26 protein-coding genes, 1 tRNA gene and 2 pseudogenes are annotated in these 25,987 nt (G+C 46.5%); 21 read left to right on the forward strand and 8 right to left on the reverse strand.

Annotation, left to right across the window (positions count from 1 at the left end; all coding sequences use genetic code 11):
• The first annotated feature begins 15 nt into the window (after nucleotides 1-15).
• From infC to DXE44_RS03980, 10 genes are all read left to right on the forward strand, one after another.
• Entirely contained in the window at nucleotides 16-549 is a 534-nt protein-coding gene (gene infC, locus DXE44_RS03935) for a translation initiation factor IF-3 (protein WP_415065525.1), read from the forward strand.
• 151 nt (nucleotides 550-700) lie between these two features.
• Nucleotides 701-898 carry a 50S ribosomal protein L35 gene (rpmI, locus tag DXE44_RS03940; protein WP_011902674.1) on the forward strand — a complete coding sequence of 66 codons (198 nt, stop codon included), beginning with the start codon at nucleotides 701-703 and terminating at the stop codon, nucleotides 896-898.
• Nucleotides 899-923: 25 nt separating this feature from the next.
• Nucleotides 924-1,289, forward strand: a complete 366-nt coding sequence (gene rplT, locus DXE44_RS03945) for a 50S ribosomal protein L20 (RefSeq protein WP_114652813.1) — start codon at nucleotides 924-926, stop codon at nucleotides 1,287-1,289.
• Nucleotides 1,290-1,318: 29 nt separating this feature from the next.
• Entirely contained in the window at nucleotides 1,319-2,365 is a 1,047-nt protein-coding gene (pheS, locus tag DXE44_RS03950; RefSeq protein WP_114652815.1) for a phenylalanine--tRNA ligase subunit alpha, read from the forward strand.
• Between the two features lie 31 nt (nucleotides 2,366-2,396).
• Nucleotides 2,397-4,853: a phenylalanine--tRNA ligase subunit beta gene (pheT, locus tag DXE44_RS03955; RefSeq protein WP_114652816.1), complete on the forward strand. Its 2,457-nt coding sequence runs from the start codon at nucleotides 2,397-2,399 to the stop codon at nucleotides 4,851-4,853.
• Nucleotides 4,854-4,893: 40 nt separating this feature from the next.
• Nucleotides 4,894-5,217: an integration host factor subunit alpha gene (locus DXE44_RS03960; RefSeq protein ID WP_114652817.1), complete on the forward strand. Its 324-nt coding sequence runs from the start codon at nucleotides 4,894-4,896 to the stop codon at nucleotides 5,215-5,217.
• Complete coding sequence (locus DXE44_RS03965) at nucleotides 5,195-5,545, forward strand: MerR family transcriptional regulator (protein WP_114652819.1); 351 nt, start codon at nucleotides 5,195-5,197, stop codon at nucleotides 5,543-5,545. The genes DXE44_RS03960 and DXE44_RS03965 overlap by 23 nt, the downstream gene beginning before the upstream one ends.
• 25 nt (nucleotides 5,546-5,570) lie before the next feature.
• Nucleotides 5,571-5,642 (forward strand) — tRNA-Pro (locus DXE44_RS03970).
• Between the two features lie 22 nt (nucleotides 5,643-5,664).
• Nucleotides 5,665-6,066, forward strand: coding sequence for a PaaI family thioesterase (locus DXE44_RS03975; protein ID WP_114652820.1), 402 nt, complete (start codon nucleotides 5,665-5,667; stop codon nucleotides 6,064-6,066).
• Between the two features lie 203 nt (nucleotides 6,067-6,269).
• Entirely contained in the window at nucleotides 6,270-6,554 is a 285-nt protein-coding gene (locus tag DXE44_RS03980; RefSeq protein WP_114652821.1) for an H-NS histone family protein, read from the forward strand.
• Nucleotides 6,555-6,641: 87 nt separating this feature from the next.
• Here the strand turns inward: DXE44_RS03980 and DXE44_RS10310 are convergent, their stop codons facing one another.
• Nucleotides 6,642-7,067 carry a response regulator gene (locus DXE44_RS10310; protein WP_197712834.1) on the reverse strand — a complete coding sequence of 142 codons (426 nt, stop codon included), beginning with the start codon at nucleotides 7,065-7,067 and terminating at the stop codon, nucleotides 6,642-6,644.
• Between the two features lie 95 nt (nucleotides 7,068-7,162).
• Nucleotides 7,163-7,342 (reverse strand): annotated as a pseudogene (locus DXE44_RS10580) (excisionase family DNA-binding protein); the annotation flags it as partial.
• Between the two features lie 296 nt (nucleotides 7,343-7,638).
• On the opposite strand from DXE44_RS10580, the gene DXE44_RS03990 reads away from it, so the two are divergent.
• From DXE44_RS03990 to bamC, 9 genes are all read left to right on the forward strand, one after another.
• Nucleotides 7,639-10,497, forward strand: coding sequence for a 2-oxoglutarate dehydrogenase E1 component (locus DXE44_RS03990; RefSeq protein WP_114652823.1), 2,859 nt, complete (start codon nucleotides 7,639-7,641; stop codon nucleotides 10,495-10,497).
• Between the two features lie 43 nt (nucleotides 10,498-10,540).
• Nucleotides 10,541-11,764: a 2-oxoglutarate dehydrogenase complex dihydrolipoyllysine-residue succinyltransferase gene (odhB, locus tag DXE44_RS03995; RefSeq protein WP_114652824.1), complete on the forward strand. Its 1,224-nt coding sequence runs from the start codon at nucleotides 10,541-10,543 to the stop codon at nucleotides 11,762-11,764.
• 11 nt (nucleotides 11,765-11,775) lie between these two features.
• Nucleotides 11,776-13,212, forward strand: a complete 1,437-nt coding sequence (gene lpdA, locus DXE44_RS04000; RefSeq protein WP_114652825.1) for a dihydrolipoyl dehydrogenase — start codon at nucleotides 11,776-11,778, stop codon at nucleotides 13,210-13,212.
• Nucleotides 13,213-14,316, forward strand: coding sequence for a cell division protein ZapE (gene zapE / locus DXE44_RS04005; RefSeq protein WP_114652827.1), 1,104 nt, complete (start codon nucleotides 13,213-13,215; stop codon nucleotides 14,314-14,316).
• A 9-nt stretch (nucleotides 14,317-14,325) separates the two neighbouring features.
• Nucleotides 14,326-15,174: a 3',5'-nucleoside bisphosphate phosphatase gene (locus DXE44_RS04010; RefSeq protein ID WP_114652829.1), complete on the forward strand. Its 849-nt coding sequence runs from the start codon at nucleotides 14,326-14,328 to the stop codon at nucleotides 15,172-15,174.
• 57 nt (nucleotides 15,175-15,231) lie between these two features.
• Nucleotides 15,232-16,434 carry a tryptophan--tRNA ligase gene (locus tag DXE44_RS04015; protein ID WP_114652830.1) on the forward strand — a complete coding sequence of 401 codons (1,203 nt, stop codon included), beginning with the start codon at nucleotides 15,232-15,234 and terminating at the stop codon, nucleotides 16,432-16,434.
• A gap of 10 nt (nucleotides 16,435-16,444) precedes the next feature.
• On the forward strand, nucleotides 16,445-17,005 hold the full coding sequence (locus DXE44_RS04020; RefSeq protein ID WP_114652831.1) for a class I SAM-dependent methyltransferase: 561 nt from the start codon (nucleotides 16,445-16,447) through the stop codon (nucleotides 17,003-17,005).
• A 76-nt stretch (nucleotides 17,006-17,081) separates the two neighbouring features.
• Entirely contained in the window at nucleotides 17,082-17,954 is an 873-nt protein-coding gene (dapA, locus tag DXE44_RS04025; RefSeq protein WP_114654339.1) for a 4-hydroxy-tetrahydrodipicolinate synthase, read from the forward strand.
• The gene (bamC, locus tag DXE44_RS04030) at nucleotides 17,951-19,099 is read left to right on the forward strand and encodes an outer membrane protein assembly factor BamC (RefSeq protein ID WP_114652833.1); all 1,149 of its coding nucleotides are present in this window, start codon (nucleotides 17,951-17,953) and stop codon (nucleotides 19,097-19,099) included. Before dapA ends, bamC begins: the two co-directional genes overlap by 4 nt.
• A 331-nt stretch (nucleotides 19,100-19,430) precedes the next feature.
• Here the strand turns inward: bamC and DXE44_RS04035 are convergent, their stop codons facing one another.
• Nucleotides 19,431-20,465 (reverse strand): cupin domain-containing protein, encoded by a 1,035-nt coding sequence (locus tag DXE44_RS04035; RefSeq protein WP_231970569.1) that lies wholly within the window; start codon nucleotides 20,463-20,465, stop codon nucleotides 19,431-19,433.
• Nucleotides 20,466-20,699: 234 nt separating this feature from the next.
• On the opposite strand from DXE44_RS04035, the gene DXE44_RS04040 reads away from it, so the two are divergent.
• Nucleotides 20,700-21,293: an FKBP-type peptidyl-prolyl cis-trans isomerase gene (locus tag DXE44_RS04040; protein WP_162785919.1), complete on the forward strand. Its 594-nt coding sequence runs from the start codon at nucleotides 20,700-20,702 to the stop codon at nucleotides 21,291-21,293.
• A 1-nt stretch (nucleotide 21,294) separates the two neighbouring features.
• On the opposite strand, the gene cysE is transcribed toward DXE44_RS04040, so the two are convergent.
• Together cysE and DXE44_RS04050 are read right to left on the reverse strand one after the other, a co-directional pair.
• A complete protein-coding gene (cysE, locus tag DXE44_RS04045) occupies nucleotides 21,295-22,062 on the reverse strand; it encodes a serine O-acetyltransferase (RefSeq protein WP_114652836.1) in 768 nt (255 codons plus the stop codon).
• Nucleotides 22,063-22,091: 29 nt separating this feature from the next.
• A pseudogene (locus DXE44_RS04050) lies at nucleotides 22,092-22,844 on the reverse strand (RNA methyltransferase).
• A 130-nt stretch (nucleotides 22,845-22,974) separates the two neighbouring features.
• Here DXE44_RS04050 and DXE44_RS04055 point away from each other — a divergent pair.
• Nucleotides 22,975-23,763: an inositol monophosphatase family protein gene (locus tag DXE44_RS04055; RefSeq protein ID WP_114652838.1), complete on the forward strand. Its 789-nt coding sequence runs from the start codon at nucleotides 22,975-22,977 to the stop codon at nucleotides 23,761-23,763.
• Between the two features lie 14 nt (nucleotides 23,764-23,777).
• On the opposite strand, the gene DXE44_RS04060 is transcribed toward DXE44_RS04055, so the two are convergent.
• From DXE44_RS04060 to DXE44_RS04070, 3 genes are read right to left on the reverse strand one after another with little or no spacing between them, the layout of a single operon-like run.
• Nucleotides 23,778-24,566 (reverse strand): UDP-2,3-diacylglucosamine diphosphatase, encoded by a 789-nt coding sequence (locus DXE44_RS04060; protein WP_114652839.1) that lies wholly within the window; start codon nucleotides 24,564-24,566, stop codon nucleotides 23,778-23,780.
• Nucleotides 24,563-25,066, reverse strand: a complete 504-nt coding sequence (locus DXE44_RS04065) for a peptidylprolyl isomerase (RefSeq protein WP_114652840.1) — start codon at nucleotides 25,064-25,066, stop codon at nucleotides 24,563-24,565. Before DXE44_RS04065 ends, DXE44_RS04060 begins: the two co-directional genes overlap by 4 nt.
• Nucleotides 25,067-25,109: 43 nt before the next feature.
• Nucleotides 25,110-25,955, reverse strand: a complete 846-nt coding sequence (locus DXE44_RS04070) for a tetratricopeptide repeat protein (protein ID WP_114652842.1) — start codon at nucleotides 25,953-25,955, stop codon at nucleotides 25,110-25,112.
• Between the last annotated feature and the right edge of the window lie 32 nt (nucleotides 25,956-25,987).

Below are 25,987 nucleotides of genomic sequence, written 5' to 3' on the forward strand. Positions count from 1 at the left end.
TGTTTTTTTAAAGGAATTAAGAAGATCGCTACTGATAAATCGCAGCGCATAAATCGGGAGATTACTGCTCCTGAAGTGCGTCTGATTGGACTGGATGGAGAGCCCATCGGTGTAGTTAAGTTGAGTGAAGCCCTGGCTTTAGCAGAAGAGAAAGAAACCGATTTGGTTGAAATTGCTCCGACGGCTGTGCCACCTGTAGTCCGCATCATGGACTTCGGCAAATTCAAGTACCAAGAAGCCAAACGTTTGCATGAAGCTAAGCTCAAGCAAAAAGTGATTCAGGTGAAGGAAGTTAAATTCCGTCCCGGCACAGATGATGGTGACTATGGTGTGAAGCTACGCAATCTAATCCGCTTTTTGGAAGATGGCGATAAGACAAAGATTACGCTGTGGTTTCGGGGTCGTGAAATGGCCCACCAAGAAATCGGAGTCAGAATGTTGGAACGTTTGAAGTCGGACCTGATTGAGTATGGTCAAGTAGAGCAGTTTCCAAAGATGGAGGGTCGCCAGATGGTGATGGTATTGGCCCCCATTCGTAAGGCTAAGTAATAAGCCGAATCGCAAGATTGGGTTTGTTGTTTAAGTAGGGAGGAGCTCCTAAGAAGTAACAAGGGCTCTGGTAGTTAGAAGTGCTTCTAGGTACAGGAAGCGTAACCGTCGGTTACCACCTATGTTGCACAAGTAATTGAAGGGGTGCTTTATGCCCAAGATGAAGAGCAAGAGTAGCGCTAAAAAGCGCTTCACGGTTCGCGCAGGCGGAACGATCAAACGAGGCCAGGCTTTCAAACGCCACATCCTCACCAAGAAGACCACAAAGAACAAGCGTCATTTGCGTGGTTCTACAGAAGTTGCGAAGGCAGACGTTAAGTCAATTCGCTCCATGCTTCCATACGCTTAACCTCAGACTAGATTAGGAGAAATAAATGCCAAGAGTCAAACGTGGGGTTACAGCAAGAGCCTGTCATAAGAAAATCACCGATGCCGCAACTGGCTATCGTGGACGTCGTAAAAATGTATTCCGTATTGCTAAGCAAGCAGTTATGCGTGCTGGTCAATATGCATACCGCGACCGTCGCAACAAGAAACGTGTATTCCGCGCATTGTGGATTGCTCGTATCAACGCGGCAGTTCGTCAGCATGACATGACCTATAGCGTATTCATGAATGGTATGAAGAAGGCTGCGATCGAACTCGACCGCAAAGTGCTTTCTGATATGGCCATTGCTGACAAAGCAGCTTTCGCTGCTTTGGTTACTCGGATCAAGTCCGTAGTAAACGCTGCAGCTTAATTCTTAGTTCACTAAAAAACTAAGCTGCAATGGTTTCTCTCGACCACATTGTCGAGGATGCTAAACGTGATTTCCTCGGGGCTGCCGACGCGGCAGCTCTAGAGGACGCGAAAGCCAAGTATCTCGGTAAGTCAGGTGTTCTCACTGAGCGTTTAAAAACGCTTGGTGGAATGTCGCCTGATGAGCGCAAGATTGCTGGCGCCCAAATTAATCAAATCAAAACCCAAGTTGAAGCTGCATTACAAGAGCGTCGCCAAGCATTGGCTGATGCGGTATTGCTGCAACGTCTTGCGGCGGAATCCATTGACGTCTCTTTGCCTGGCCGTGGCCAAGCGGTAGGTAGCTTGCATCCTGTGATGCGCACCTGGGAGCGCGTTGAAGAGATCTTCCGCTCGATTGGTTTTGATGTAGCTGATGGCCCTGAAATTGAAACCGATTGGTTTAATTTCACCGCCTTAAATAGTCCCGAGAATCATCCTGCGCGTTCAATGCAGGACACCTTCTATATCGATGGCAAAGATTCCAATGGGAAACCTTTGTTATTGCGCACCCATACCAGCCCGATTCAGATTCGTTATGCGAGCGAGCATGTCAAGAAATACGCCCATGCTAATGTGATGCCGCCAATCAAAGTGATTGCCCCAGGCAGAACCTATCGTGTCGATAGCGATGCAACTCACTCACCAATGTTTCACCAGGTTGAGGGTTTATGGATTGCAGAGAGCGTTTCATTTGCTGATCTCATGGGTGTGTATACCGATTTCTTAAGAACCTTTTTTGAAACGAATGAATTACAAGTTCGTTTCCGTCCATCGTATTTCCCATTCACTGAGCCTTCAGCTGAAATCGATATGGCCTTCGGTAGCGGTAAGTTAGCCGGCCGTTGGTTGGAAATTTCTGGAGCGGGGCAGGTTCACCCAAATGTATTGCGCAATATGGGTATTGATCCAGAGCGCTATACCGGTTTTGCTTTTGGCTCTGGTTTAGAGCGCTTGACGATGTTGCGCTATGGCGTAGATGATTTACGTCTTTTCTTTGAGAACGATCTCCGTTTCTTGGCGCAATTTCCAGCTTAATTTGCCAACCTTCTAATAGTAGATAGCGCATATGCAATTTTCTGAATCTTGGTTACGCCAATATGTAAATCCTTCGCTGGATAGCAATGCCTTAGGTCATGCAATGACTATGGCTGGCCTAGAGGTTGAAGAGCAGCATTCTGTAGCGCCCCCATTTACAAAGATTGTTGTTGCGCAAATCCTCTCTGCTGAACAGCATCCTGATGCAGACCGCCTGCGTGTTTGTAAAGTTGATGCTGGTACTGGCCAAGAATTACAAATTGTTTGCGGAGCACCAAACGCTCGCGCAGGTATCAAAATTCCTTGCGCATTAGTTGGTGCTGAATTGCCGCCAGCAGAAGCGGGTGGCAAGCCATTCATGATTAAGGTAGGCAAGCTGCGCGGTGTCGAAAGTCAAGGCATGCTGTGCTCTGGTCGTGAGCTTGGTCTTGGTGATGATCACGAAGGTATTCTGGAGTTACCTTTAGACGCACCAGTGGGCGAGGATATTCGCAAATACTTAAGCCTAGATGATCAGATCTTTGTTATCAAGCTGACTCCAAATAAAGCAGATTGTTTATCGCTCATGGGTATGGCTCGTGAAGTGTCGGCAATTACCGGTGCTGCATTGTGTGCACCTAAGTGGACTCCTGTAGATGTTGCTATCCAGGACAAGCTGAAAGTCACTATTGAAGATACTGATCTTTGTGGTCGTTTTGCAGGACGCGTGATTCGTGGCGTCAATCCAAAAGCTGAAACACCCGATTGGATCATTCAACGTCTTTGCAATGCAGGCCAAAGAAGTATTTCTCCTTTAGTCGACTTGTCTAACTATGTCATGTTGGAGATGGGGCAACCCACCCATGTATTCGACATTGATAAATTGACTGGTGATATCTCTGTACGTTGGGCAAAGTCAGGCGAAACTCTTGAATTATTAAATGGCCAGACAGTTACTCTGCAAGGCCCAGACTCTGCAGGCAAGATGCAGGATGCTGGTGTAGTTGCAGATAAAAATGGCCCAGTGGCTTTAGCCGGAATCATGGGCGGCAATCATTGCGCTGTGACTGACGACACTAAAAATATTTATGTTGAAGCGGCTTATTGGCAGCCTTCAGCAATTCAAGGTCGTGCACGTCGTTTTAATTTCAGCACCGATGCAGCCCATCGTTTTGAGCGTGGTGTTGATCCACAAAACACAGCTAACTGTTTAGAGTATTTAACGGTCCTCATTGTTGAAGTGTGTGGTGGCCAAGTTGGCCCGATTGATGATCAGGTATTAGCTATCCCCGAGCGCAAGCCAGTAAAAATGCGTTTGGCTAGGGCGGAAAAAGTGATTGGTATTCCTCTCACTCAAGAAGTGGTTTCCGATGTATTCAAACGTCTTGGTTTTGAATTCAAACAAGAGGGTGATGTATTTGTCGTTACACCCCCAAGCTATCGTTTTGATATCGAAATTGAAGAAGATCTCATTGAAGAAGTCGCACGCATGTACGACTTTGAAAATATTCCTGATGTCCCGCCTGTCTCGTCCTTAAAGATGAGTGCCAAAGCTGAGGCAAAACGTGGAGTGCACTTATTGCGTCAGCGCTTAGCTCTGCAAGGGTATCAAGAGGCTGTAAATTTTGGTTTTATTGATGTAGAGAGTGAGAAACGCTTAGCCGCCGCTACTGAAAAGAATTTAATTGCTGTACTCAATCCAATTGCTAGTCAGTATGGCGTGATGCGTAGCAATCTTTGGGGTGGTTTACTGGGTAATCTCAAGTCCAACCTCAATCGTGGTGCTAGCCGTGTACGTTTATTTGAAACCGGTCGCGTATTCAAGCGTGATGCGAGCGCGCAAGAAGAAGATGGCAAGGTAGCTGGTTTTCATCAGCCGCAGCAAGTTGGTGGTTTGGCTTATGGCTCCTTTGTTCCTGAACAGTGGGCAAGTGCGGATCGCACAGTGGATTTCTTTGACGTGAAGGGTGACCTAGAGCGCGTGCTCGATCCCCTGCATTTCACGACTGAGGCAGCCGTTCATCCTGCACTGCATCCTGGCCGTAGTGCGCAAATTCAATTAGTAACCCCAACTGGCAAACAAAATATTGGTTGGATTGGTGAATTGCATCCTGGACTGCAACAAGCTTACGAGTTAGCTCAAGCACCAGTTCTATTTGAGATGAATTTAGAGGCTATTCGCAATCTCAGTATTCCGCAGCCAGAAGAGTTAAGTAAGTTTCCTGCAGTGCAGCGTGATTTGGCGGTAGTAGTGAAGCAGGCAGTCTCATCGCAGGCTTTGTTAGATGCAATGAACGCAAAAAAGCAAAACTTTGTTAAAGCAATCGAGTTATTTGATGAGTTCAAGCCAAAAGCTGGTTCAAGCAGCATGGCTGATGATGAGAAAAGCTTGGCCTTCCGAGTAACCTTGTTGAATCCGCAAGAAACCCTGCAGGATGCCCAAATTGAAGCGGTGATGACATCTTTATTGGCTGCACTTGAGAAAAATTGCGCAGCCCGTCTGCGCTAGGTTTAATATTAGTAAAAGATATTACAAAGAGACTTCCGCCATGAATGATTTAGTTAGCAACGATATCGTTACCAAGAATGAGCTCTCGGAAGCTCTCTTTGATCAAGTTGGTCTGAATAAGCGCGAAGCTAAAGATATGATTGATGCCTTCTTTGATCGCATTGGACAGTCTTTAGGAGCAGGGGTTGAGGTGAAGATTTCTGGTTTTGGTAATTTCCAATTACGTAATAAATCAGCCCGCCCAGGTCGTAACCCTAAAACTGGTGAAATAATTCCTATTGCAGCGCGTCGCGTAGTTACATTTCGCGCAAGCCAAAAGCTCAAGGATGTAGTTGAGTCACATGCTCGAGAAAACAGTATTTGATGCTGGGTCGGCGCTGCTCAGTTCTCAGCTCCCCCCAATACCTGCTAAGCGTTATTTCACTATTGGTGAGGTATCAGACCTTTGCGGCGTTCGTTCCCATGTATTGCGCTATTGGGAGCAGGAGTTCTCACAGCTAAGCCCTCAAAAGCGTCGAGGTAATCGTCGTTACTATCAGCATCATGAAGTTGTTTTAATCCGCAAGATTAGGTCGCTTCTGTATGAGGAAGGTTTCACGATCAGCGGCGCCAGAAATCGCCTAGATGAGGCTCGTGGTGAGCTTCGCTTGCGCGATGAATTGCAGGCCGTTCTGCAAATTCTATCCAAATAGTTACTGATACAATTTTGTTTCTCGTCGGGGCGTAGCGCAGCCGCGTACATGCATGGGGTGCATGTGATCGGAGGTTCAAATCCTCTCGCCCCGACCATTCACTCAATTTCAAAATTGCTATGACATCCAGCTCAAACAACACTACTTATTTTGGTTTAACTATTCCTTTTTTGGCTCATCTAGGGGTTGTGCCTGAGTATGCTGAAGGGGGTAAATCACGTATTAGTTTGGTGATTAAGCCCGAGTTTGAGAATAGCTTTCATATTGCTCATGGCGGAGTTGTAATGACCCTTTTGGACTTTGCTATGGGGGCAGCGGCACGCAGCACTGTTGATCAGCCTCTTGGCGCAATGACCATTGATATGAGCGTCAGCTTTCTGCGTCCGAGCGTTGGCAAGATCGTGGTGGAGGGTAGCGTCCTGAAATGCGGTAAAACGATTAATTATTGTGAGGCCGTAGTTTTAAATGAGGCTGGTGAAGTTACTGCTAAATCTAGCGGTACATTTATGCTTAGAAGATAGCCAATAAATGCTCATAATCAATATAGTATTTATAATGATTATGTCGTTTATATAATGATAATGGCTAAAACCCCTTTTTTTATCATAGGATATAAAGCATATTTAAATATATATCCTGAATTATTAATCCCCGCATATAATGGTTGCTCAGGAATAACTAATTTTTTTTATTCCATAAAACTAATATTCGAAGAAATTAATACATGTCTTCTTATAAAGAACTTTTAGCCCAACGTGAATTGTTGGATAAACAGATTAAAGAAGCAGTTTTGCGTGAAAAAGCTGATGGTATCGCTAAAGCCAAACTGATTATTGAGCAATATGACCTAACAGCTTCAGATTTATTCAGCCGTAAAGCCGGCGCACGTAGCTCTAGTGGTAAGGTGGCCCCTAAGTATCGCAATCCTACAACTGGTGATACTTGGACCGGTCGTGGCAAGGCTCCAAAATGGATTGAGGGTAGAGATCGTAGTAACTTCTTGATCTAAGATTCTGATTTAAATAGATTTAATTATAAAAAGGCTACTCAGTGCATGCTGAGTAACCTTTAATTTTAAGTGCTTGTGATTTAGGCCCTAGGCACATTTCCTGTTTAAGGCCTGTATAAATAGCGGTTCCAAAAGTTTATGCCGATTTTGGCCGGGACTGGCTTCAAGCTCTGGATTGGTAGCTGGATAGCCAATAATGTGGGGATTTTGGTCAATGAGACCGTTTTGGAGTTCCTCCTGGAGGATTTCTGGGTACTGTGATCTCATGCTGACAGTATTTTCATCTGCAAGTCCCATCACCCCAGGGTGCAGCCGAATAAATCCTTCATCTACTAAAATAGGAATGCGTTGTGTGTCCTTGTTTTTGCTCAAATAATGAATCAAATGCACTTGCTCAACTGGAGGTATTAGGGCATCTAGGAATATCAAGTCCGGGGTAATGGAAACAGCCTTCATTAGGCCTTCAAGGCTATCAACAGAAAAACCTCCATATCCACCTTTAACTGCCAGCATTGAATAGATTCAAGTAATTCATGGCTGTTTTCAACCCTCCTGAATATACCCATTGCAATACAGTTTTGAGTGGTTTTTTGGCGCATAGTCCTTTTACGGCGGGCAAGTTGCTGATCTAGTGAGCTAGCCAAAATGCGGCGATGACCACCCCGAGTCTTCCAGGCGATTAATTCACCTAATTCAACCATTTTCTGGACTGTGCCAAGTGACACCTGTAATAATTTGGCGCTTTGACGGGTGCTTAGATATTCCAAATCTGGGGTAATCGCTTTCATATGTCCTTAATCTTATTAATTCATTTGAAGATTTAGAGAATACGAATCAAATCCAAGAGAATCTGTCAGGAGAGGTTTAAATCAAGGTAGGAAACTTCTTATTCATGATCTAAATAGGGAAATATCCCTGAAGTTCCAAAATCAGGGAAAGCACTTTATGGATCAATGGGTAATCGTGTTAAATTAACGGTGTTGTAACAGTATTCGCACAGATCAATTCGTAAAGCGGTTTAGCCGTAGAGCGAATGGTTTTAACCACAGCTTTTATTCGGGAAACCCGATGAAAGGTGAGCATCATGATGCAGGATCAAAGAGATAATTCCTATCTCTTCGGCGGAAACGCACCCTACGTAGAGGAGCTCTACGAATCCTACTTGCACGATCCAGCTTCTGTAGCTGATCACTGGCGAGATTATTTTGATAATGTGAAGCAAATTCCAGCGGTCGATGGTTCGTCTAGAACTGATATTGCCCATGGACCTATTATTGCTTCCCTTGCTGAGCGTGCGAAGCAAGGTCCTATTCGCACAGTGTCCGCTGATTCAGCCGACTCTGAGATGGGCCGCAAGCGTGTAGCTGTTCAGCAGTTGATTGCCGCGTATCGCAACGTTGGTAATCGCTGGGCTGATATTGATCCGTTGAAACGCACAGAGCGGCCGGATATTCCTGAATTAGATCCAGCCTTTTATGGCTTTACCGATGGCGATATGGATATCGTCTTTAACACCAGCAATACATTCTTCGGCAAGAATGAAATGACCTTGCGTGATTTATTGCAAGCGTTGCGCGAAACTTATTGCGGCACTTTGGGTGCCGAGTACATGTTTATTGCTGATCAAAAGATTAAAAAGTGGTGGCAAGAGAAGTTAGAGTCCATCCGCTCAACTCCGCATTTCAATGTGGACCAAAAGCGTCAGATTCTCGATCGCGTGACTGCGGCTGAAGGTTTGGAGCGTTATCTCCAGGCTAAGTATGTTGGTCAAAAGCGTTTCTCACTTGAGGGTGGTGAAAGCTTCATCGCCTGTATGGATGAGTTGATCCGTGAGGCAGGCGCCAAGGGTGTTCAAGAGATTGTGATTGGCATGGCCCATCGCGGTCGTCTCAACGTGTTGGTTAATACCTTGGGCAAGATGCCTACGGATTTGTTTGCTGAGTTTGAGCACAAGGGCCCAGAAACATTGCCTGCAGGTGACGTGAAATATCACCAAGGTTTCTCTAGCGATATTTCCACTCCAGCCGGCCCAGTTCACTTGTCACTGGCATTCAATCCATCGCATTTAGAGATTGTGAATCCAGTAGTTGAAGGTTCAGCACGTGCTCGTATGGAGCGTCGTGGCGATTTGCTGGGTGAGCAAGTAATGCCTGTATTGGTACACGGTGATGCTGCGATTGCAGGTCAGGGTGTAATGCAAGAGACCTTAGCGATGGCGGAAGTTCGCGGCTACTCTACTGGTGGCACGATTCACATTGTGATCAATAACCAAATTGGTTTCACAACATCCGATCCACGCGACTTGCGCTCAAGCTTGTATTGCACCGACATCATGAAAGTGATTGATGCACCGGTATTGCATGTCAACGGTGATGATCCTGAGGCAGTAGTGTTGGCAACGAAGTTGGCTGTCGAGTTCCGTAGCCAGTTCCATAAGGATGTAGCGATTGATATCGTTTGCTTCAGAAAACTGGGCCATAATGAGCAAGACACTCCAGCAATGACGCAGCCATTGATGTACAAAATCATTGCAGCTCATCCTGGTACACGTAAGCACTATGCCGATAAGTTAGAGGTTCAAGGTGTTTTGCCTGCTGGTACTGGTGATTTGATGGTGAAAGAGTACCGCGCTGCAATGGATACCGGCAAGCAAACTTCTGATCCAGTGTTAAGTAACTTCAAAGGTAAGTTTGCCGTAGATTGGTCACCATTCTTGAATAAGAAGTGGACTGATGAAGCGGATACCGCTATTCCATTAACTGAATGGAAGCGCTTAGCTGAAAAGATTTCTACTATTCCTGAAGACTTTAAGGCACACCCACTGGTAGCCAAGGTTTATAACGACCGTGCTGCTATGGGTCGCGGCGAAACCAATATCGACTGGGGTATGGGTGAGCACATGGCTTTCGCATCCTTAGTAGCAAGTGGTTATCCGGTGCGTTTGTCTGGCGAGGATAGCGGTCGCGGCACCTTTACACACCGTCACGCTGTGCTGCATAACCAGAATCGTGAGAAGTGGGATACAGGTACCTATGTTGCACTTCAGCATGTTGCTAAAGATCAAGCCCCGTTCTTGGTAATTGATTCCATCTTGTCGGAAGAGGCTGTGCTTGGTTTTGAATATGGTTACGCAGCGGCTGAGCCTAATACCTTGACCATTTGGGAAGCCCAGTTCGGCGACTTTGCCAATGGCGCTCAAGTGGTGATCGATCAATTTATTGCCTCAGGCGAAGTGAAGTGGGGTCGTGCAAACGGCTTGGTCATGATGTTGCCTCATGGTTATGAAGGTCAAGGACCTGAGCATTCATCTGCACGTCTGGAGCGCTTCATGCAGTTATGCGCTGATACCAATATGCAGGTCATTCAGCCAACTACTGCTGCGCAGATCTTCCACGTATTGCGTCGTCAGATGATTCGCCAGTTCCGCAAACCGCTGATCTTGATGACACCAAAATCATTGTTGCGCAATAAAGAAGCTGCTTCACCATTAACTGAATTTACTAAGGGTGGTTTCCAAACCACTCTTCCAGAGCGTGATGACAGTATCGATGGCAAGAAGGTGACTCGCTTGGTAATGTGTTCCGGTAAGGTTTATTACGATCTAGCCAAAACACGTGCTGAGAAAAAACTTGACGATGTGGCGATTATTCGTTTGGAACAGCTCTATCCGTTCCCGCATAAAGCATTGACTGCTGAGTTGAAGAAGTATCCAAATCTCGAAGAGGTTGTGTGGTGTCAGGATGAGCCTCAAAACCAAGGCGCTTGGTTCTTTGTTCAGCACAATATTTTGGAGAACATGTCTGAAGGTATGAAGTTGGGATATGCGGGTCGTCCAGCATCAGCTTCACCAGCATGTGGATATGCCCATCTCCATCAAGAACAACAGAAGTCTCTCCTGGCAGCAGCATTCGCAAAACTAAAGGGTTATGTCATTACGAAGTAATCGTAGACATCACTCAACATACAAACACTAAATAGGATTAATCATGGCTATTTTTGAAGTTAAAGTTCCCCAACTCTCCGAGTCAGTAGCAGAAGCTACTTTGTTGCAATGGAAAAAGAAAGTCGGCGATGCCGTCGGTCAAGATGAGATCTTGATTGAAATTGAAACTGACAAAGTGGTGTTGGAAGTTCCGGCTCCATCCGCTGGCGTTCTCACCGAGATCGTAGTTGCTGACGGCGGTACTGTTGTTGCTGAGCAGTTGATTGCGAAAATTGACAGCACTGCTGTTGCTTCTGCCGCTCCTGCAGCTGCTGCTGCACCAGCGCCAGCGCCAGCACCAGCAGCAGCCCCAGCTGCCGCACCTGCTAAAGCTGCACCAGCCGCTAAATCATCTGGCGCTGCTGCTGCACCTTCTGCTGCAAAAATCCTCGCAGAGAAAAATATCGATGCTGGTCAAGTTGCTGGTTCCGGACGTGATGGCCGTATTACTAAGGGCGACGCTTTAAATGCTACTGCCGGTGGTACAAAATCTGCCGCGTTGCCAAGCGCGCCGATTCCAATAGGCGATCGTCCAGAAGAGCGCGTACCAATGAGCCGCTTGCGTGCTCGTATTGCGGAGCGCTTGCTTGAGTCACAGGCAAACAACGCTATCTTGACCACTTTCAATGAAGTCAACATGGCTCCAGTAATTGCCATGCGCAACAAGTACAAAGATCAGTTTGAAAAAGTGCATGGCGTGAAGTTGGGCTTCATGTCTTTCTTTGTTAAAGCTGCTACTCATGCTTTGAAGAAATTCCCATTGTTGAATGCCTCTGTTGATGGCAATGACATTGTTTACCACGGTTACTTTGATATTGGTATTGCTGTAAGTTCACCGCGCGGTTTAGTTGTTCCGATTCTGCGTGACGTTGATCAAATGAACTTGGCTGATATCGAGAAGAAGATTGCTGAGTTTGGTGCTAAAGCACGTGAAGGCAAGTTGTCATTAGAGGACTTAACTGGCGGTACATTCTCCATCTCTAACGGTGGCGTATTTGGCTCTATGCTTTCTACCCCAATTATTAATCCTCCACAGTCTGCAATCTTGGGTATTCATGCAACTAAAGAGCGTGCAGTGGTTGAGAATGGTCAAATCGTGATTCGTCCAATTAACTACCTAGCTTTGTCATATGACCACCGCATCATTGACGGTCGTGAGGCAGTTCTTGGTTTGGTTGCTATGAAGGATGCATTGGAAGATCCTTCACGTCTCCTCCTTGATTTGTAAGAGGAAAGAACATGAGCCAATCATTTGACGTATTAGTAATCGGCGGTGGCCCTGGTGGCTACATCGCCGCGATTCGTGCAGTGCAGTTAGGTTTTAAAGTTGCTTGTGCTGAGTCGAACGCTTACGACGATCCAAAAGGTGAGCCACGCTTAGGCGGGACTTGCTTGAACGTGGGCTGTATTCCTTCTAAAGCCTTGCTTGCATCTTCCGAAGAGTTTGAGAAGATTAGTCATCATGTTGCTGACCATGGGATCACTGTAGGATCAGTGAAGTTGGACTCCGGCAAGATGATTGCTCGCAAAGATGCAATTGTGACCAAGATGACTGCAGGTATTCAATTCTTGTTCCGTAAGAACAAAATTACTTTGTTAAAAGGCCATGCTTCTTTTGAAGGCAAGGGCGCCGATGGCTATCAAGTAAAGATTGACGGCAAAGACAAGGAAGTAGTTACTGCTAAAAACGTGATTATTGCTACTGGCTCTAAAGCACGTCACCTACCAGGCATTCCTGTCGATAACGTATTAATTAGCGATAACGAAGGCGGTCTGAAGTTTGACTCTATTCCGAAGAAGCTGGGCGTCATTGGTGCCGGCGTCATCGGCCTGGAGTTGGGTTCTGTTTGGCGCCGCGTTGGTTCTGATGTAACTATTCTTGAAGCGCTCCCATCTTTCTTGGGCGCATGTGATCAAGGTATTGCTAAAGAAGCACAAAAGATCTTCACCAAGCAAGGCCTCAAAATTAATATGGGCGTCAAGATTGGCGAAGTGAAGGCTGATAAAAAAGGCGTAGTTGTCAACTACACCGATAGTGAAGGCAAAGCTCAGAAATTAGAGTGCGACCGTCTAATCGTTTCAGTTGGTCGCGTTCCCAATACTGAAAAATTAGGTCTCGATAAGATTGGCCTCAAAGTGGATGAGCGTGGCTTCATTCCAATTGATGATCACACTTGCGCTACAGCGGCACCTGGCGTTTACGCCGTTGGTGACGTTGTACGTGGACCGATGCTGGCCCATAAAGCGGAAGATGAAGGCGTGCTCGTTGCCGAAACGATTGCCGGTCAAAAACCGCACATCGACTACAACTGTATCCCTTGGGTAATCTACACAGATCCTGAAATTGCTTGGGTTGGTAAAACTGAAGAGCAGCTAAAACAGGCTGGCATTGCTTATAAAGCAGGTCAGTTCCCATTCGCTGCTAACGGTCGTGCATTAGGCATGGATCGTGCTGATGGCTTTGTCAAAGTATTGGCCGATGAAAAAACCGATGAAATCTTAGGTGTTCATATTATTGGACCAAATGCTTCCGACTTAATTGCAGAAGCAGCCGTAGCGATGGAGTTTAAAGCTGCAGCTGAAGATATTGCTCGTATCTGTCATCCACATCCAAGCTTATCGGAAGTGGTTCGCGAAGCAGCATTAGCGACGGATAAACGCGCATTAAACATGTAATTGAAAGCATTAGAGTATTACCATCAAGAGTTAAAGGCGCGCGGGTATCAAAGTGATCCCGCGCAGCTTGCTGCTGTTGAGCGCTTGCAGCGCTGTGAAGATGAGTGGATTGCTTATAAAGAAATTCGTAGCAATGGCTTAAAAAAGAAACTCTTTAAACCTAAACTTCCCCGTGGCGTGTATTTATGGGGTGGAGTAGGTCGTGGCAAATCCTTTCTCATGGATTGTTTTTATGCAGCTTCTCCCTTAGAAAAAAAGATTCGCATTCATTTTCATGAGTTCATGCGCGAGGTGCACCGTGAGCTTCATGAGCTCTCCGGTATGGCTGATCCACTAGATGAGCTTTCTAAAAGAATTGCCAAGAGATATCGACTGATTTGTTTTGATGAGTTCCACATCAACGACATTGCTGATGCGATGATTTTGTATCGCCTGTTGAGCGCGCTCTTTGAGGATCGCGTCCAATTTGTGATGACTTCGAATTATCAGCCTAGCCAGCTTTATCCAAATGGCTTGCACCGCGATCGTTTATTGCCAGCAATCAAATTGTTAGAACAGCAGCTCGATGTAATGAATGTGGATGCGGGAAATGACTACCGCCGTGTACAGATGGCCCAAGTTGAGGCTTACCTGACACCGGTCAATGCAGAGATCCATACTGTATTAATCCAGATGTTCAAAACCTTAATAGGTAATCAAAAAGAAACTACCAAACCCGTACTTCGCATTGAGTCTCGAGAATTAAGGCCTTTGCACATGGCCGAGGGTGTAGTTTGGTTTGACTTTCAGACACTCTGCTGCGGTCCAAGGTCGCAAAACGACTATTTGGAGATTGCGAACCAGTTTCATACGGTCATTTTGTCAGGAGTGCCTTATATGCCCCCCAGAATGACCAATGAAGCACGCCGCTTTATTTGGCTCATTGACGTCTTATATGACCATAAAATCAAATTAATCATCTCTGCAGAGGTCCCAGCGGTAGATTTGTACACTGAAGGCCAAATTACCAGTGAGTTCTCCAGGACGGTTTCTCGCCTAATTGAGATGCAGTCTCGTGATTACCTAGATGCACCTCGCCGGGTAATTGACACCAGCTTGACCTAAAATAGGGTCATGACCAGTAATTCCAGCCTCAACGCAGACTTACACTGCCATTCCGTTGTTTCTGATGGAACCTTAACACCAGAGCAGTTAGCCGAACGCGCCTATGCGAATGGTGTGCGTTTATGGGCTTTAACCGATCATGATGAATTGGGTGGGCAGCAGAGAGCTCAGGCCGCCGCAAGCTCGCTGGGTATGGATTATCTTTCTGGGGTCGAAATTTCTGTGACCTGGATGGGTCAGACTATTCACATTGTTGGTTTGGGAATTGATGCTGCTCATGCAGGAATTTTGGAGGGCTTGCGTCTGACTCGCGAGGGTCGCGGTAACCGCGCTAAGCAGATGGCCGAACAATTATTAAAAGCGGGTATCCCGGGTGCCTATGAAGGCGCGCTGCATTTTGCCGGCAATCAAGAACTTATTTCTCGCACGCATTTCGCACGCTTTTTGGTTGAGCAGGGCGTATGTCGCGATACCGATCAAGTCTTTAAAAACTATTTAGTAGAAGACAAACCGGGTTATGTTCCTCACCTCTGGGCAACATTAGATGATGCGGTTGCTTGGATCAAGGGTGCTGGTGGTGCTGCGGTGATTGCGCATCCTGGCCGTTATAAGCTGAGCGCTATGCAGATGGATGAGCTCTATAAGCACTTCAAAGAAATCGGCGGCATAGCGATTGAGGTGATTACGGGCAGTCATAGTCCAAATCAACATCAAACCTATGGCAAGATTGCTCAGCACTATGGATTTTTAGCCTCTAGAGGATCGGATTTTCATGATCCAGAAGAGAGTTATATTGATCTCGGTACCTTGCCACATTTGCCTGATCACTTAACCCCTGTTTGGTCACTTTTCCATTAACCGATTTCTCCTATTTGCTTAACTAGTTTTAATTACCTTTAAAGAATAAAGATCAAGATGTTTGCAGAACGTGTTCTATCTGGCATGCGACCTACTGGTAGCTTGCACCTCGGCCACTACCATGGTGTTTTAAAGAATTGGGTTCGCTTGCAGTCTGAGTATCCCTGCTACTTTTTTGTAGCAGACTGGCATGCCTTAACAACTCATTATGAAACCCCGGATGTGATTGAGCAATCGGTATGGGATATGGTGATTGATTGGTTGGCTTGTGGTGTTGATCCAAACCAAGCTACATTATTTATTCAGAGCAAGGTACCTGAGCATGCAGAATTCTTCTTATTACTGTCCATGGGTACGCCTCTAGGTTGGTTGGAGCGTGTACCAACCTATAAAGATCAGATCGAGAAACTCAAAGAAAAAGATTTGCAGACCTATGGTTTCTTGGGTTACCCCTTGTTACAGGCTGCTGATATTTTGATATATCGCGCGCAGTTTGTTCCGGTAGGCGAAGACCAAGTGCCACACGTAGAGATGACACGTGAAGTGGCGCGCCGCTTTAACTATCTTTATGGTCGCGAACCTGGTTTTGAAGAGAAGGCGCTCGAGGCAGTTAAAAAATTAGGCAGCAAACGCGCCAAGATGTACGCCGAGTTGCGCGTGGCTTTTCAGGAGCGGGGCGATGATGAGGCGCTAGAAGAGGCCAAAGCTTTGTTACAAGAAGCGCAAAGCCTCTCTATGGCCGACCGTGAGAGATTGTTTGGTTTCTTAGAGGGTGCTCGCAAAATTATTCTGCCGGAGCCGCAAGCTTTGCTGACAACGGCATCACGCATGCCAGGCATTGATGGTCAGAAAATGTCCAAATCTTATGGCAATACGATTAGCATTCGCGAAAAGCCAGAAGAGGTGATTCGTTCGATCCGTACCATGCCAACCGATCCTGCGCGTGTGCGTAGAACTGATCCAGGTGATCCTGCGCGTTGTCCAGTATGGCAGCTGCATACTGTCTACTCCAACGATGAAACCAAGGCTTGGGTTCAAAAAGAATGTCAGTCTGCAGGTATTGGCTGTTTGGAGTGCAAGCAACCTGTGATTGATGCGATTCTTGCTGAACAGCAGCCCATGTTTGAACGTGCTCAGAAGTACTTGGACGATCCTAGCTTACTGCGCTCGATCATTGCGGATGGTTCTGACAAGGCTCGCAAGGTGGCTCAAGAAACAATGCGCGAGGTTCGTGAGGCCATGGGCTTGGCGTACGACTAAGGTTTTCTTGATGACAAGCCACGAAGTGTTTGCAGCTGTCTCGCCCTGGGTAAGGCGTTTTGCACCAGTGATTCCAAGGGATGGCAGAGTCTTAGATCTGGCCTGCGGAGCAGGTAGACATACTGCTTTATTAGCCGCTTTGGGCCACCATATTCTGGCTGTTGACCAAGACATTTCTGCAGTAGAGCCGCTTCAAAGTAGCTCCATCCAAATTCAAGCACTAGATCTTGAGGGTTCGGGCTGGCCTTTGCTAAACCAACAGTTTTCAGCGATTGTGGTGACGAATTATCTATACCGCCCATTTTTGGATGAATTGCCCAAAATGCTGACTGAGGGTGGCGTTTTGATCTATGAAACCTTTGCCGATGGAAATGCTGAGTTTGGCAAACCCTCAAACCCCAATTTCCTGCTAAAACCAGGGGAATTACTGGCTTTGGCGCAGCATTCTGGCCTTAAAGTGATAGCCTACGAAGATATTTACCTTGATCAACCTAAACCAGCCATGGTTCAGCGGATTTGTGCCGTAAAAGGGCATTTAAAAGGGTACGTTCCGTTACAATTTGGTGGTTAACATTCAGATAATTCAGACACATTCAGTGACCACTAAAACACAATCCCAAGCTAATAAAAAGCCTATTGCAGGCAGTATGCCTGCCATTGTGACGCCGATGTTCGAGGATGGAAGTCTGGACTTTCCAGCTTTACGTTCCTTGCTGGATTGGCATGTTGCTGAAGGCTCCGATGGAATCGTCATCGTTGGTACGAGCGGAGAGTCTCCCACTGTATCCGTAGAAGAGCATTGTGAACTGATTAAAGTCACCGTTGAGCACATTGCTGGACGCATTCCAGTAATTGCCGGCACTGGTGGAAATTCCACTACCGAAGCAATCGAGTTAACAAATTTCGCCAAGTCGGTTGGTGCTGACGCCAGCCTCCAGGTTGTTCCTTACTACAACAAGCCAACTCAAGAGGGCATGTATGCCCACTTCAAGAAAATAGCGGAGTCGGTTGATTTGCCAGTAATCCTTTATAACGTTCCAGGCAGAACTGTCGCGGATCTTGCTGGTGAGACCACTGTTCGTTTGGCTGGGGTACCGGGCATCATCGGCATTAAGGATGCTACTGGCAGCATTGAACGCGGTACTTTATTGTTGGCTGATCTCAAACGTGCTGGACATGCTGATTTTTCAGTATTTTCTGGTGACGATTTGAGTGCAGCAATGCTCATGTTGATGGGTGGTAAAGGTAATATTTCCGTAACTGCCAATATTGCCCCACGTCTAATGCATCAATTGTGTCAGGCAGCAATGTCGGATGATGTTGTCAAGACACGCGCTATTCAATACCAATTACTGGCTGTACATAAAGCCATGTTTACTGAGGCAAATCCGATTCCTGTGAAATGGGCCCTGCATGAAATGGGCAAAGTCACTGCTGGAATTCGTTTACCTTTAACCCCTTTGGGTGTTGCTTTGCGTGAACCTTTGAAGACTGCAATGAAACAGGCCGGCTTACTATGACGAATGTGATGCAACTCTTGCGCCAGCATTGCGCAACTTTATTTATTATTTCTTTTACAAGTCTCTCTCTGCTGGGGTGTAAATCGGTAACCACGAACGATACGGTTGATTACAAATCTGCTGGTGCTGTTCGCGGGCCTAATTTGTCCTACCCTCCAGACCTCATTACAGCTCAGGCTGATCGTAGGTATATCGTTCAAGATGGCTCGGCCACGATGTCTGAGTACAACGCTGCTGTAAAAAAATCAGTGCAGACACGCAAGAATGTCATGACAGGCATTCCGGGTATGCGCATTGCTCGTGATGGGGAACGTCGTTGGTTGGTTGTCGAAAAACCTGCTCCAGAGCTGTATCCACAAATCAAAGATTTCTGGCAAGAGAACGGCTTTCTGCTAGTTGTTGATTCACCCTCTACCGGCATCATGGAAACGGACTGGGCAGAGAATCGGGCTAAGATTCCACAAGACTTTATTCGCAATATTGTTGGTGGTGCCTTAGATTCAATCTATGACACCGGTGAACGTGATAAATACAAGACCCGTCTTGAGGTGAATAAGCCTGGTGAAACTGAGGTCTACATTACTCAACGCGGGGCTCTTGAAAAATGTACAACTGACAGTACCGGTGCCTGTATCTCTACTATCTGGACTGCTCGTCCAAACGATCCTGAGTTAGAGGCGGCATTCTTGGCGCGCTTGATGGAACGCTTAGGAATGACGCAGGAAATGGCTAAGGCTCAAGTTGCGGCACCACTAGGCACTAAGACACCAAAAGCGAAGTTAGTCCAAGAGGGTGTTAATGCTGCCTATATTGAAATGGCAGCAGGATTTGATTGTGCATGGCGTGACACTGGCCTTGCTTTGGATCGATCTAACTTTACAGTTGAAGATCGTAACCGCGCTAATGGTATTTACTACGTTCGATATGTTAATCCTAAAGATTTAGGCGATACCAAAGGATTCTTCTCTAACCTATTTAGTAGTAAGGATGGCACTAGCTTGAAGGCAAAGAAATATCTCGTAGTGGTTAAATCTACTGGCGATAATTCTTCAAGTATTTATGTTCAAAATGCTGATGGCAAGCCTGAAAACTCTGCTGCTGGATTACAACTATTAACTTTGCTTACCGAACAAATGTCTCGATAAGCATCACCTTAAAAAACGGAAGCAATAAAAAAGCCGCTTTTCAGCGGCTTTTTTTCTTCAAGAAGAAGATTACTTCTTAGCGTCAGCAGGAGCGGCTGGAGCAGCAGCAGGAGCATCAGCGGCTGGAGCAGCTATTACAGGTTTTGCTTCTTCTTTTTTACCGCAAGCGGCCAAAGCGATTGCCAACATTGCTAGGAGTGTGAGTGACTTCTTTATTTGTAGTTTCCTCTTAAAAAATTATCATTAATAATCGGTTATTAATACTTGGAAGCTACAGGGTTACCCCTTAGGTAGTTTCCAGTAGACATTATAGCCATTTCTTTATTTAGCGCTAGAAAACCAGCCAGCCAGCCTCATAGGCCTCAAAGAGACTGTTGTTGGCTCCAATTCCGCCCAAGGAGCCTTTGAGACTCCTCTTAGCGGCCAGTTTGGACCAAGCCGCCTGTGTTTGCTTATCTTGCGCTTTAGTGACATCCTCTCCGTTGCAGTAAATCCTTCCACCCAGTGCTAGTAGTCGTGTTTGGGGGTGAGGAAGCAGAGCTTGCTTGGAGATTTGAAGCTTAAATTCTTTGAGGGAAAGATCATTTGCGGAACCATCAAAAAATGCCTGGGGTTTTGGTTCGCTCAGGTAGGCAGTAATACCAGGAAGAAAAGTTTCTACGCGATCTAGTTTCAGTTCTTTTAATTTTGCAGTTACCTGCGCAATGATTTCTTCTGGAAGTTGTTCTGGACTGTGAGTTGCTCTTTGCTTTGGATCAGCAAAACGCTGCTCTAGCTCGGGGATATCCTCAAGCGATTCAGCTAGTCGCCACAAACCTTCTTGTAGGATTTCTTTATAACTTTGAGCTCTAAAACCAACTGACCAAGTTTGACAGCCTCCATCTAAAGCAATGCTATCGTGAGCAACGTGGGGAGGTAGATACAGCATATCGCCTGGCTCCAGATCCCACTCCTGTTCAACTTTAAAGTTCTTCAAGATCTTTAAAGGGAGATTGGGATTGAGGCTTAAATCCTTTTGCTCGGAAATACGCCAGCGCCGACGTCCTGACATCTGAATTAAAAAGACATCATAAGAGTCAAAGTGTGGCCCGACTCCTCCTCCTGGATCCGCAATGCTAATCATTAAATCGTCTAGGCGAGCATCTGGAATAAAGCGAAACCAAGTAAGTAATTTTGCTGCCGCTGGATGTCTTCCCTCCATGTCTTGAAGCAGGAGTGTCCAGTCCGGCGACTCAGGTGGTGGGATGGATTTCTTTTTAAAGGGCCCATTTGAAAAACTCCAGGGCTTGGCCTTAATCAATCTGGATTCAACAGCATCATCACCTGCGATTTTGAATAACTCTTCAGGGGATATTGCGCTACCCAAGGGCTCACCTATTTTTTTGCAAGCTCAAAGGCGGGGATGGCGCCGCGCACCAATAGAGGTTTTTTGTGCCAATAGGATTTCATGAACTTCTCAGGGCTGATGCCCCCAGAAGAACCCATGGGACATCCAGAGGGAGGTTTTGAGGCGCCTGAGGAGGATCGTAGGGCTTGCCTCAAGTAAAATGAGTTCATATAGTCAGAAGCTGTTTAAAGCACAATGTTGAATGAATTACGTATGAAGATCGAAAAAAATACTGTTGTATCCCTGCGCTACAAATTAACCGATGCGCAAAACAATATTATCGAGGAACCAGATTCTCCGATGGTATACCTGCATGGAGGGTATGAGGGCACTTTTCCGAAGATTGAAGCTCTATTAGATGGGCAAGATGTGGGCTACGAGGCCAGCATTCAGCTTGAGCCGAGCGAGGCATTTGGTGAGTACGACCCAGAATTATTGAAGATTGAGCCACGCGCGCGTTTTCCGGAGCCTTTGGAAGTAGGTATGCAGTTTGAGGGTGTGCCAGATGCTGAAGAAGGGGGTGAGTCTAGTGATGTGGATGACGAGCCCTTGATTTATACCGTTACCGATGTAGCAGATAGTCAAGTGGTCTTAGATGGTAATCATCCACTGGCTGGTATGGCTTTGCGATTCTGGGTGCAGGTAGAAGATATTCGCGCTGCAACTGATGAAGAAATTGAGAATCGCCATGCTGAAGGTAGCGAAGCATTTGGAATGCCTGATGATGCCGATGAGCTTGATGATGGTGATGATGACTTTGTAGATAAGACTATCAATCCTGGTGGCCCATCACCAACCCTGCATTAACTTATTCTTTAAGCCATTCTTTTAAAGCACCAAGGTCACGCTTGGTGTCGCTTGATTCACTGGCATTAGATGCTGGTGTGTTGCTTAATGTAGCGATTACTTTTTCAAGAGCTGCAATTTTGGCTTCTTGCTCTAAAGTCGCATCAATCAAGCCCTTCAATGCCATAGATACTGGATCATCTACATTGGGTGTTACGCCATAAGCGGAGAAGTACTCTTTCACTTTACTGTCTGGTGTGCTTGCCTGCGGTAAATCCGGATGCAGGATGCGAGCAGGAATTCCGACTGCAGTTGCTCCGGCGGGAATTTCTTTCAGGACTACGGCATTAGATCCAACTCGAGCCCCATCACCCACAGTAAAGCCGCCAAGAACTTTTGCTCCCGCACTAATCACTACACCTTTACCTAAGGTAGGGTGGCGCTTTACGCCTTTGTAGAGAGAAGTTCCGCCCAAAGTAACACCTTGATAGATGGTGCAATCATCACCAATTTCGGTAGTTTCTCCGATCACGATTCCTAGGCCATGATCTAAAAAAACACGACGACCAATCTTTGCTCCAGGATGAATTTCAATGCCGGTAATGAAGCGGGCTAACATTGACAGAAGGCGTGCAATCCATTTTAAGCCCAAGTTCCACAGACCATGAGATGCTCGATGAATCCAGACAGCATGCAAGCCTGGGTAGCAGGTGATGACCTCGAGACGATTTCTCGCAGCGGGGTCACGCACTATGATGGAATCGACTTGGTCGAAAAGTGAATTGAACATAAATGAATTTTAACGGGTAAAGGCCGAATTTATTTTCTTAAGAGCATCTGCTTAGCAATGCCACGTAGAAGATCGATTTCTTCTTTGTGGAGACGAGTTCTGGCAAATAGCGCTTGTAAGCGTGGCATGAGTTTTTTGGGGTTGGGCAGGATCAAGATAGCCAATGGCGCCTCTAGCCCCTCACGCCAGTGCTCCAGCATGGCGGCTACAGCAGCAGGATCGGCATAATCCACCGCTTCAAGGTTTGAATTAATTGGTCCAGCCCTCTCATCGTTACCCAAGGCCTCCCTGAGGGTAAAGGCACAAACCATCATGGCTTGAGCAAGGTTTAGAGATGGATAGCGTGGATTTGCATCGAGCCAAACCCGGTGGGTGCAGAGTGAGAGATGGTGATTATCTAAGCCGGTGCGCTCGGGCCCAAATAGAAGAGCCACACGCCGCTTGCCAGCAATGGCTGCCTGAATGAGGGGGCGGGCATCTACCTAGTTGATTGCTGGTGGTCCAAATTCACGATCACGACTAGTTAAGCCCAGGACTAGGGGGCAGTCTTGAACGGCTGATTCCAGTGATGCGCTCTCTTGACTCGATTCCAGGATATCAACGGCCCTGCTAGCTAGGGCTATTGCCTCAGACGCCTGGGCGACCCTCGAAATCTTTGGGGAAATCAGTCGCAGATCACTAAATCCCATGGTTTTGAGTGCACGCGCAGCTGAACCCACGTTTCCAGGGTGGCTGGTTTCAACCAAAACCCAGCGCAGTAATTGAGCTTGTGCGGTATTCATATCAACAGGAATTCTCTAGGGGCTTGGGTGTTTAAATGAGCAATCGTTTAGAATCAGGGTGTTAGCTCCTTATTGTCCTGCAGTTTGCAATTTGGTGAGCTTGTTCTTATTTAATTTGTCCATCAATACTATGCATCCCATGTTAAATGTGGCCGTTAAGGCTGCCCGTCGTGCCGGAACCGTGATTAATAGGGCTTCTCTCAATTTAGAGCGCCTTCAGGTTGACCGCAAACAACATAATGACTTTGTTACGGAGGTGGACAGACAGGCTGAAGCAGCCATTATTGAGACGCTCAGCGAGGCTTATCCAACACATGGTTTTTTGGCTGAAGAGACGGGCGCTCAAAATACCGATGCTGAAAACGTATGGATCATTGATCCCTTAGACGGCACAACCAACTTTATCCATGGCTTCCCGCAATATGCAGTTTCTATTGCCCTGTCAGTCAACGGCATCACTCAGCAAGCAGTGGTGTATGACCCAACCCGTGATGAACTTTTTACCGCAACTCGTGGCGCTGGCGCTTATTTAGATCGTCGGCGTTTGCGTGTTGCTACTCAAGATCGTTTAGCTAATTCTTTACTCGGTACTGGTTTTCCTTATCGGGAAGATCAGGATTTAGAAAAGTATTTAAAAATCTTTGCTGATATGTCACGCAATTGTGCGGGCCTGCGTCGTCCTGGTGCTGCATCTCTCGATTTGGCCTATGTTGCTGCAGGTCGTTACGATGGATTCTTTGAAGGCGATCTCAAACCGTGGGATATGGCTGCAGGTGCTTTATTAATTACTGAAGCCGGTGGACTCATTGGCAACTACCGTGGTGAAGAGGGCTTCTTGCAAAGTGGTGAAGTCATGTGTGCAAACCCACGCATTTTTGCTCAGATGGTGCAGTGCTTATCTAAATACTCGACCTGCTAAGTTGAGTAGGTGAATTAAGTTTTAATCAGGTCGGCGTATCGAACGCCGTCTTGGTTAATGAGTAGCGCACTTGCGCGCGGTCGTCCACTGTCGGGATGATCTAAATCCCAATCCGATAAGACCCAGCGTTGCCACTCTTGGCCCATCAGATGCTCTTGATGGTGCTTGGGAAGATGAGTATGCCCATGAATCAATTGATTACCAGCTTGATCTCTTAGGACGGCCGCACATGCCGTTAAGGTAACGTTTGTTTTGGCTTGAGCCTCCGCGGCAGAAGATTGAGCTGCACGCTGATATTGCGCACCACTATTGCTACGGAGATGATTCGCAATCGAGCGACGCCAATTGAGAGGCAATTTCAAGAAGAGTTTTTGAATCCAAGGTTTTCTAACCCAGCCGCGAAATACTTGATAGCCAATATCTGCCGTACAAAGTGAATCGCCATGACAGAGAACATATTCAGATCCAGCAATATTGACCTTGCTTGGGTCAGCCATCAATGTCATACCCGTTTTGCTTAAGAAATGCTTTCCAACTAAAAAATCTCGATTACCGTGGAGGTAATACGTTTTCACTTTAGTGGAGAGTGTGGCAAGCGCATGTTTCACTTCTTGTTGAAAAGGAGAGTGCTGGGCGGCATCATCTCCAACCCAATACTCTAACAAGTCTCCCAGGATAAATACTGCTTCTACCTTGGGGGCATCTTTTTCACAAAAATCAAAAAATCGTTGCGCCGTCAAGGGTATTGACGGCGTGAGATGTAGATCAGAAATGAATAACGCGCTCGCGTATTGCAGGATCATTCCTCGAGAACGCTTGCCTTTTCAATAACGACATCTTCTGTCGGAACATCTTGATGAAAGTCGGCATTACCGGTCTTTACTTTGCGAATCGCATCAACCACATCAAGGCCATCAGTAACCTTGCCAAAAACGGCATAACCCCAGCCTTGTGCGCTTGGTGAAGTGTGATTCAAAAAATCATTGTCGTTCACGTTAATGAAAAATTGGGCTGTCGCAGAGTGCGGATCACTAGTGCGTGCCATGGCTACTGTGCCACGGTCGTTCTTCAGGCCATTGTTTGCTTCATTCTCAATTTGGGCGCCAGAAGATTTTTCTTTGAGGCCGGCAGTCATGCCTCCGCCTTGAATCATGAAGTTATCAATTACGCGGTGAAAAATCGTGCCATCGTAGTGACCGCTTTTGACGTACTGTAAAAAATTGGCAACGGTCTTTGGTGCTTTAGCAGCATCTAAAGTGAAGGTGATATCACCCTTATTTGTTTTGAGTAGAACTTTAGCCATGGTGAATTAACTTTCTAATGAGTTAGTAGATAAAAGAAAAAAATTATTTTGAACTAGGTATTGTCAGCGGGACTGCTGGTGATATTGGTGCAACTCTCTTCTTGGGTGGCTTCAATATCTCCATGAGTGCTTTTGCACGATTGGTGTATTGACGCTGATTGAGGACGGCATCCTTTGCCGCACTGTCATAGGACTGTGCGGCAAGGCGAATATAGACCTCGCCTAAGTTGGCTGCAGCAACGGTATAGCTAGGGCGTAATTTCAAAGCAAGCTCTAAGTAATCCCTTGCCTCAATCCAATTGCCCTGATTGGCTGCTAATGCAGCGAGGTTGTTATAAGGCTCTGGTAACTCTGGAAATTGTTGAGTTATTTCAATTAAAGTTTTCTTGGCTGCATCCCACTGGCGCATTTCAATCTGCATATGCGCTTTGACATAACGTAACTGCACATTACCTGGCGTTTTCTTGAGGCGCTGGTTAATGAGGTCAATGGCTTCCGGATATTTTTTGGCTTTGACTAACTTTTCAATATCAGACGGAACCCCATTTTTGGTTACCGGATCAGGCTCAATGATTAAAAAGGATAGAAAAGGCACAGCTACGGAGTCTGAAAGCTCCGAATTGAATTGATCGTATCCACCATCGTTCTCAGCAAGTCGTGGGGGGTCATTGGGGCCGTATGAGCCCACATAAGGGGCTTGGACACCTTGAGTAGCCCCGGTCGAGGCGGTATTTAGGGTCTTGATTTCAGCATCTGCTAGTTGTTGGCCGGGGGTGCTACAGCCCGCTAGCAGTAAAGCAGCAAAAATAGCGCTCAAGCCGCCTAAGTGGTCTGGATATAGTGAAAATGGGTTAGCTGGCATAGGGGGCGGGGTGAAAAACGGACTCATTCGATATACTCAGCGCTCAGTCTAACAAATTG

Source organism: Polynucleobacter necessarius (assembly GCF_900095175.1).
In the GTDB taxonomy this organism is placed as follows: Bacteria; Pseudomonadota; Gammaproteobacteria; order Burkholderiales; family Burkholderiaceae; genus Polynucleobacter; species Polynucleobacter necessarius_I.

Bases quoted from the DNA above. Each gene is read 5' to 3' on its own strand.
- rpmI (WP_011902674.1), top strand. From the start codon at position 701: ATGCCCAAGATGAAGAGCAAGAGTAGCGCTAAAAAGCGCTTCACGGTT.
- rplT (WP_114652813.1), top strand. From the start codon at position 924: ATGCCAAGAGTCAAACGTGGGGTTACAGCAAGAGCCTGTCATAAGAAA.
- pheS (WP_114652815.1), top strand. From the start codon at position 1,319: ATGGTTTCTCTCGACCACATTGTCGAGGATGCTAAACGTGATTTCCTC.
- pheT (WP_114652816.1), top strand. From the start codon at position 2,397: ATGCAATTTTCTGAATCTTGGTTACGCCAATATGTAAATCCTTCGCTG.
- DXE44_RS03960 (WP_114652817.1), top strand. From the start codon at position 4,894: ATGAATGATTTAGTTAGCAACGATATCGTTACCAAGAATGAGCTCTCG.
- DXE44_RS03965 (WP_114652819.1), top strand. From the start codon at position 5,195: ATGCTCGAGAAAACAGTATTTGATGCTGGGTCGGCGCTGCTCAGTTCT.
- DXE44_RS03975 (WP_114652820.1), top strand. From the start codon at position 5,665: ATGACATCCAGCTCAAACAACACTACTTATTTTGGTTTAACTATTCCT.
- DXE44_RS03980 (WP_114652821.1), top strand. From the start codon at position 6,270: ATGTCTTCTTATAAAGAACTTTTAGCCCAACGTGAATTGTTGGATAAA.
- DXE44_RS10310 (WP_197712834.1), bottom strand. From the start codon at position 7,067: ATGCTGGCAGTTAAAGGTGGATATGGAGGTTTTTCTGTTGATAGCCTT.
- DXE44_RS03990 (WP_114652823.1), top strand. From the start codon at position 7,639: ATGATGCAGGATCAAAGAGATAATTCCTATCTCTTCGGCGGAAACGCA.
- odhB (WP_114652824.1), top strand. From the start codon at position 10,541: ATGGCTATTTTTGAAGTTAAAGTTCCCCAACTCTCCGAGTCAGTAGCA.
- lpdA (WP_114652825.1), top strand. From the start codon at position 11,776: ATGAGCCAATCATTTGACGTATTAGTAATCGGCGGTGGCCCTGGTGGC.
- DXE44_RS04010 (WP_114652829.1), top strand. From the start codon at position 14,326: ATGACCAGTAATTCCAGCCTCAACGCAGACTTACACTGCCATTCCGTT.
- DXE44_RS04015 (WP_114652830.1), top strand. From the start codon at position 15,232: ATGTTTGCAGAACGTGTTCTATCTGGCATGCGACCTACTGGTAGCTTG.
- DXE44_RS04020 (WP_114652831.1), top strand. From the start codon at position 16,445: ATGACAAGCCACGAAGTGTTTGCAGCTGTCTCGCCCTGGGTAAGGCGT.
- dapA (WP_114654339.1), top strand. From the start codon at position 17,082: ATGCCTGCCATTGTGACGCCGATGTTCGAGGATGGAAGTCTGGACTTT.
- bamC (WP_114652833.1), top strand. From the start codon at position 17,951: ATGACGAATGTGATGCAACTCTTGCGCCAGCATTGCGCAACTTTATTT.
- DXE44_RS04040 (WP_162785919.1), top strand. From the start codon at position 20,700: ATGAAGATCGAAAAAAATACTGTTGTATCCCTGCGCTACAAATTAACC.
- cysE (WP_114652836.1), bottom strand. From the start codon at position 22,062: ATGTTCAATTCACTTTTCGACCAAGTCGATTCCATCATAGTGCGTGAC.
- DXE44_RS04055 (WP_114652838.1), top strand. From the start codon at position 22,975: ATGCATCCCATGTTAAATGTGGCCGTTAAGGCTGCCCGTCGTGCCGGA.
- DXE44_RS04060 (WP_114652839.1), bottom strand. From the start codon at position 24,566: ATGATCCTGCAATACGCGAGCGCGTTATTCATTTCTGATCTACATCTC.
- DXE44_RS04065 (WP_114652840.1), bottom strand. From the start codon at position 25,066: ATGGCTAAAGTTCTACTCAAAACAAATAAGGGTGATATCACCTTCACT.
- DXE44_RS04070 (WP_114652842.1), bottom strand. From the start codon at position 25,955: ATGAGTCCGTTTTTCACCCCGCCCCCTATGCCAGCTAACCCATTTTCA.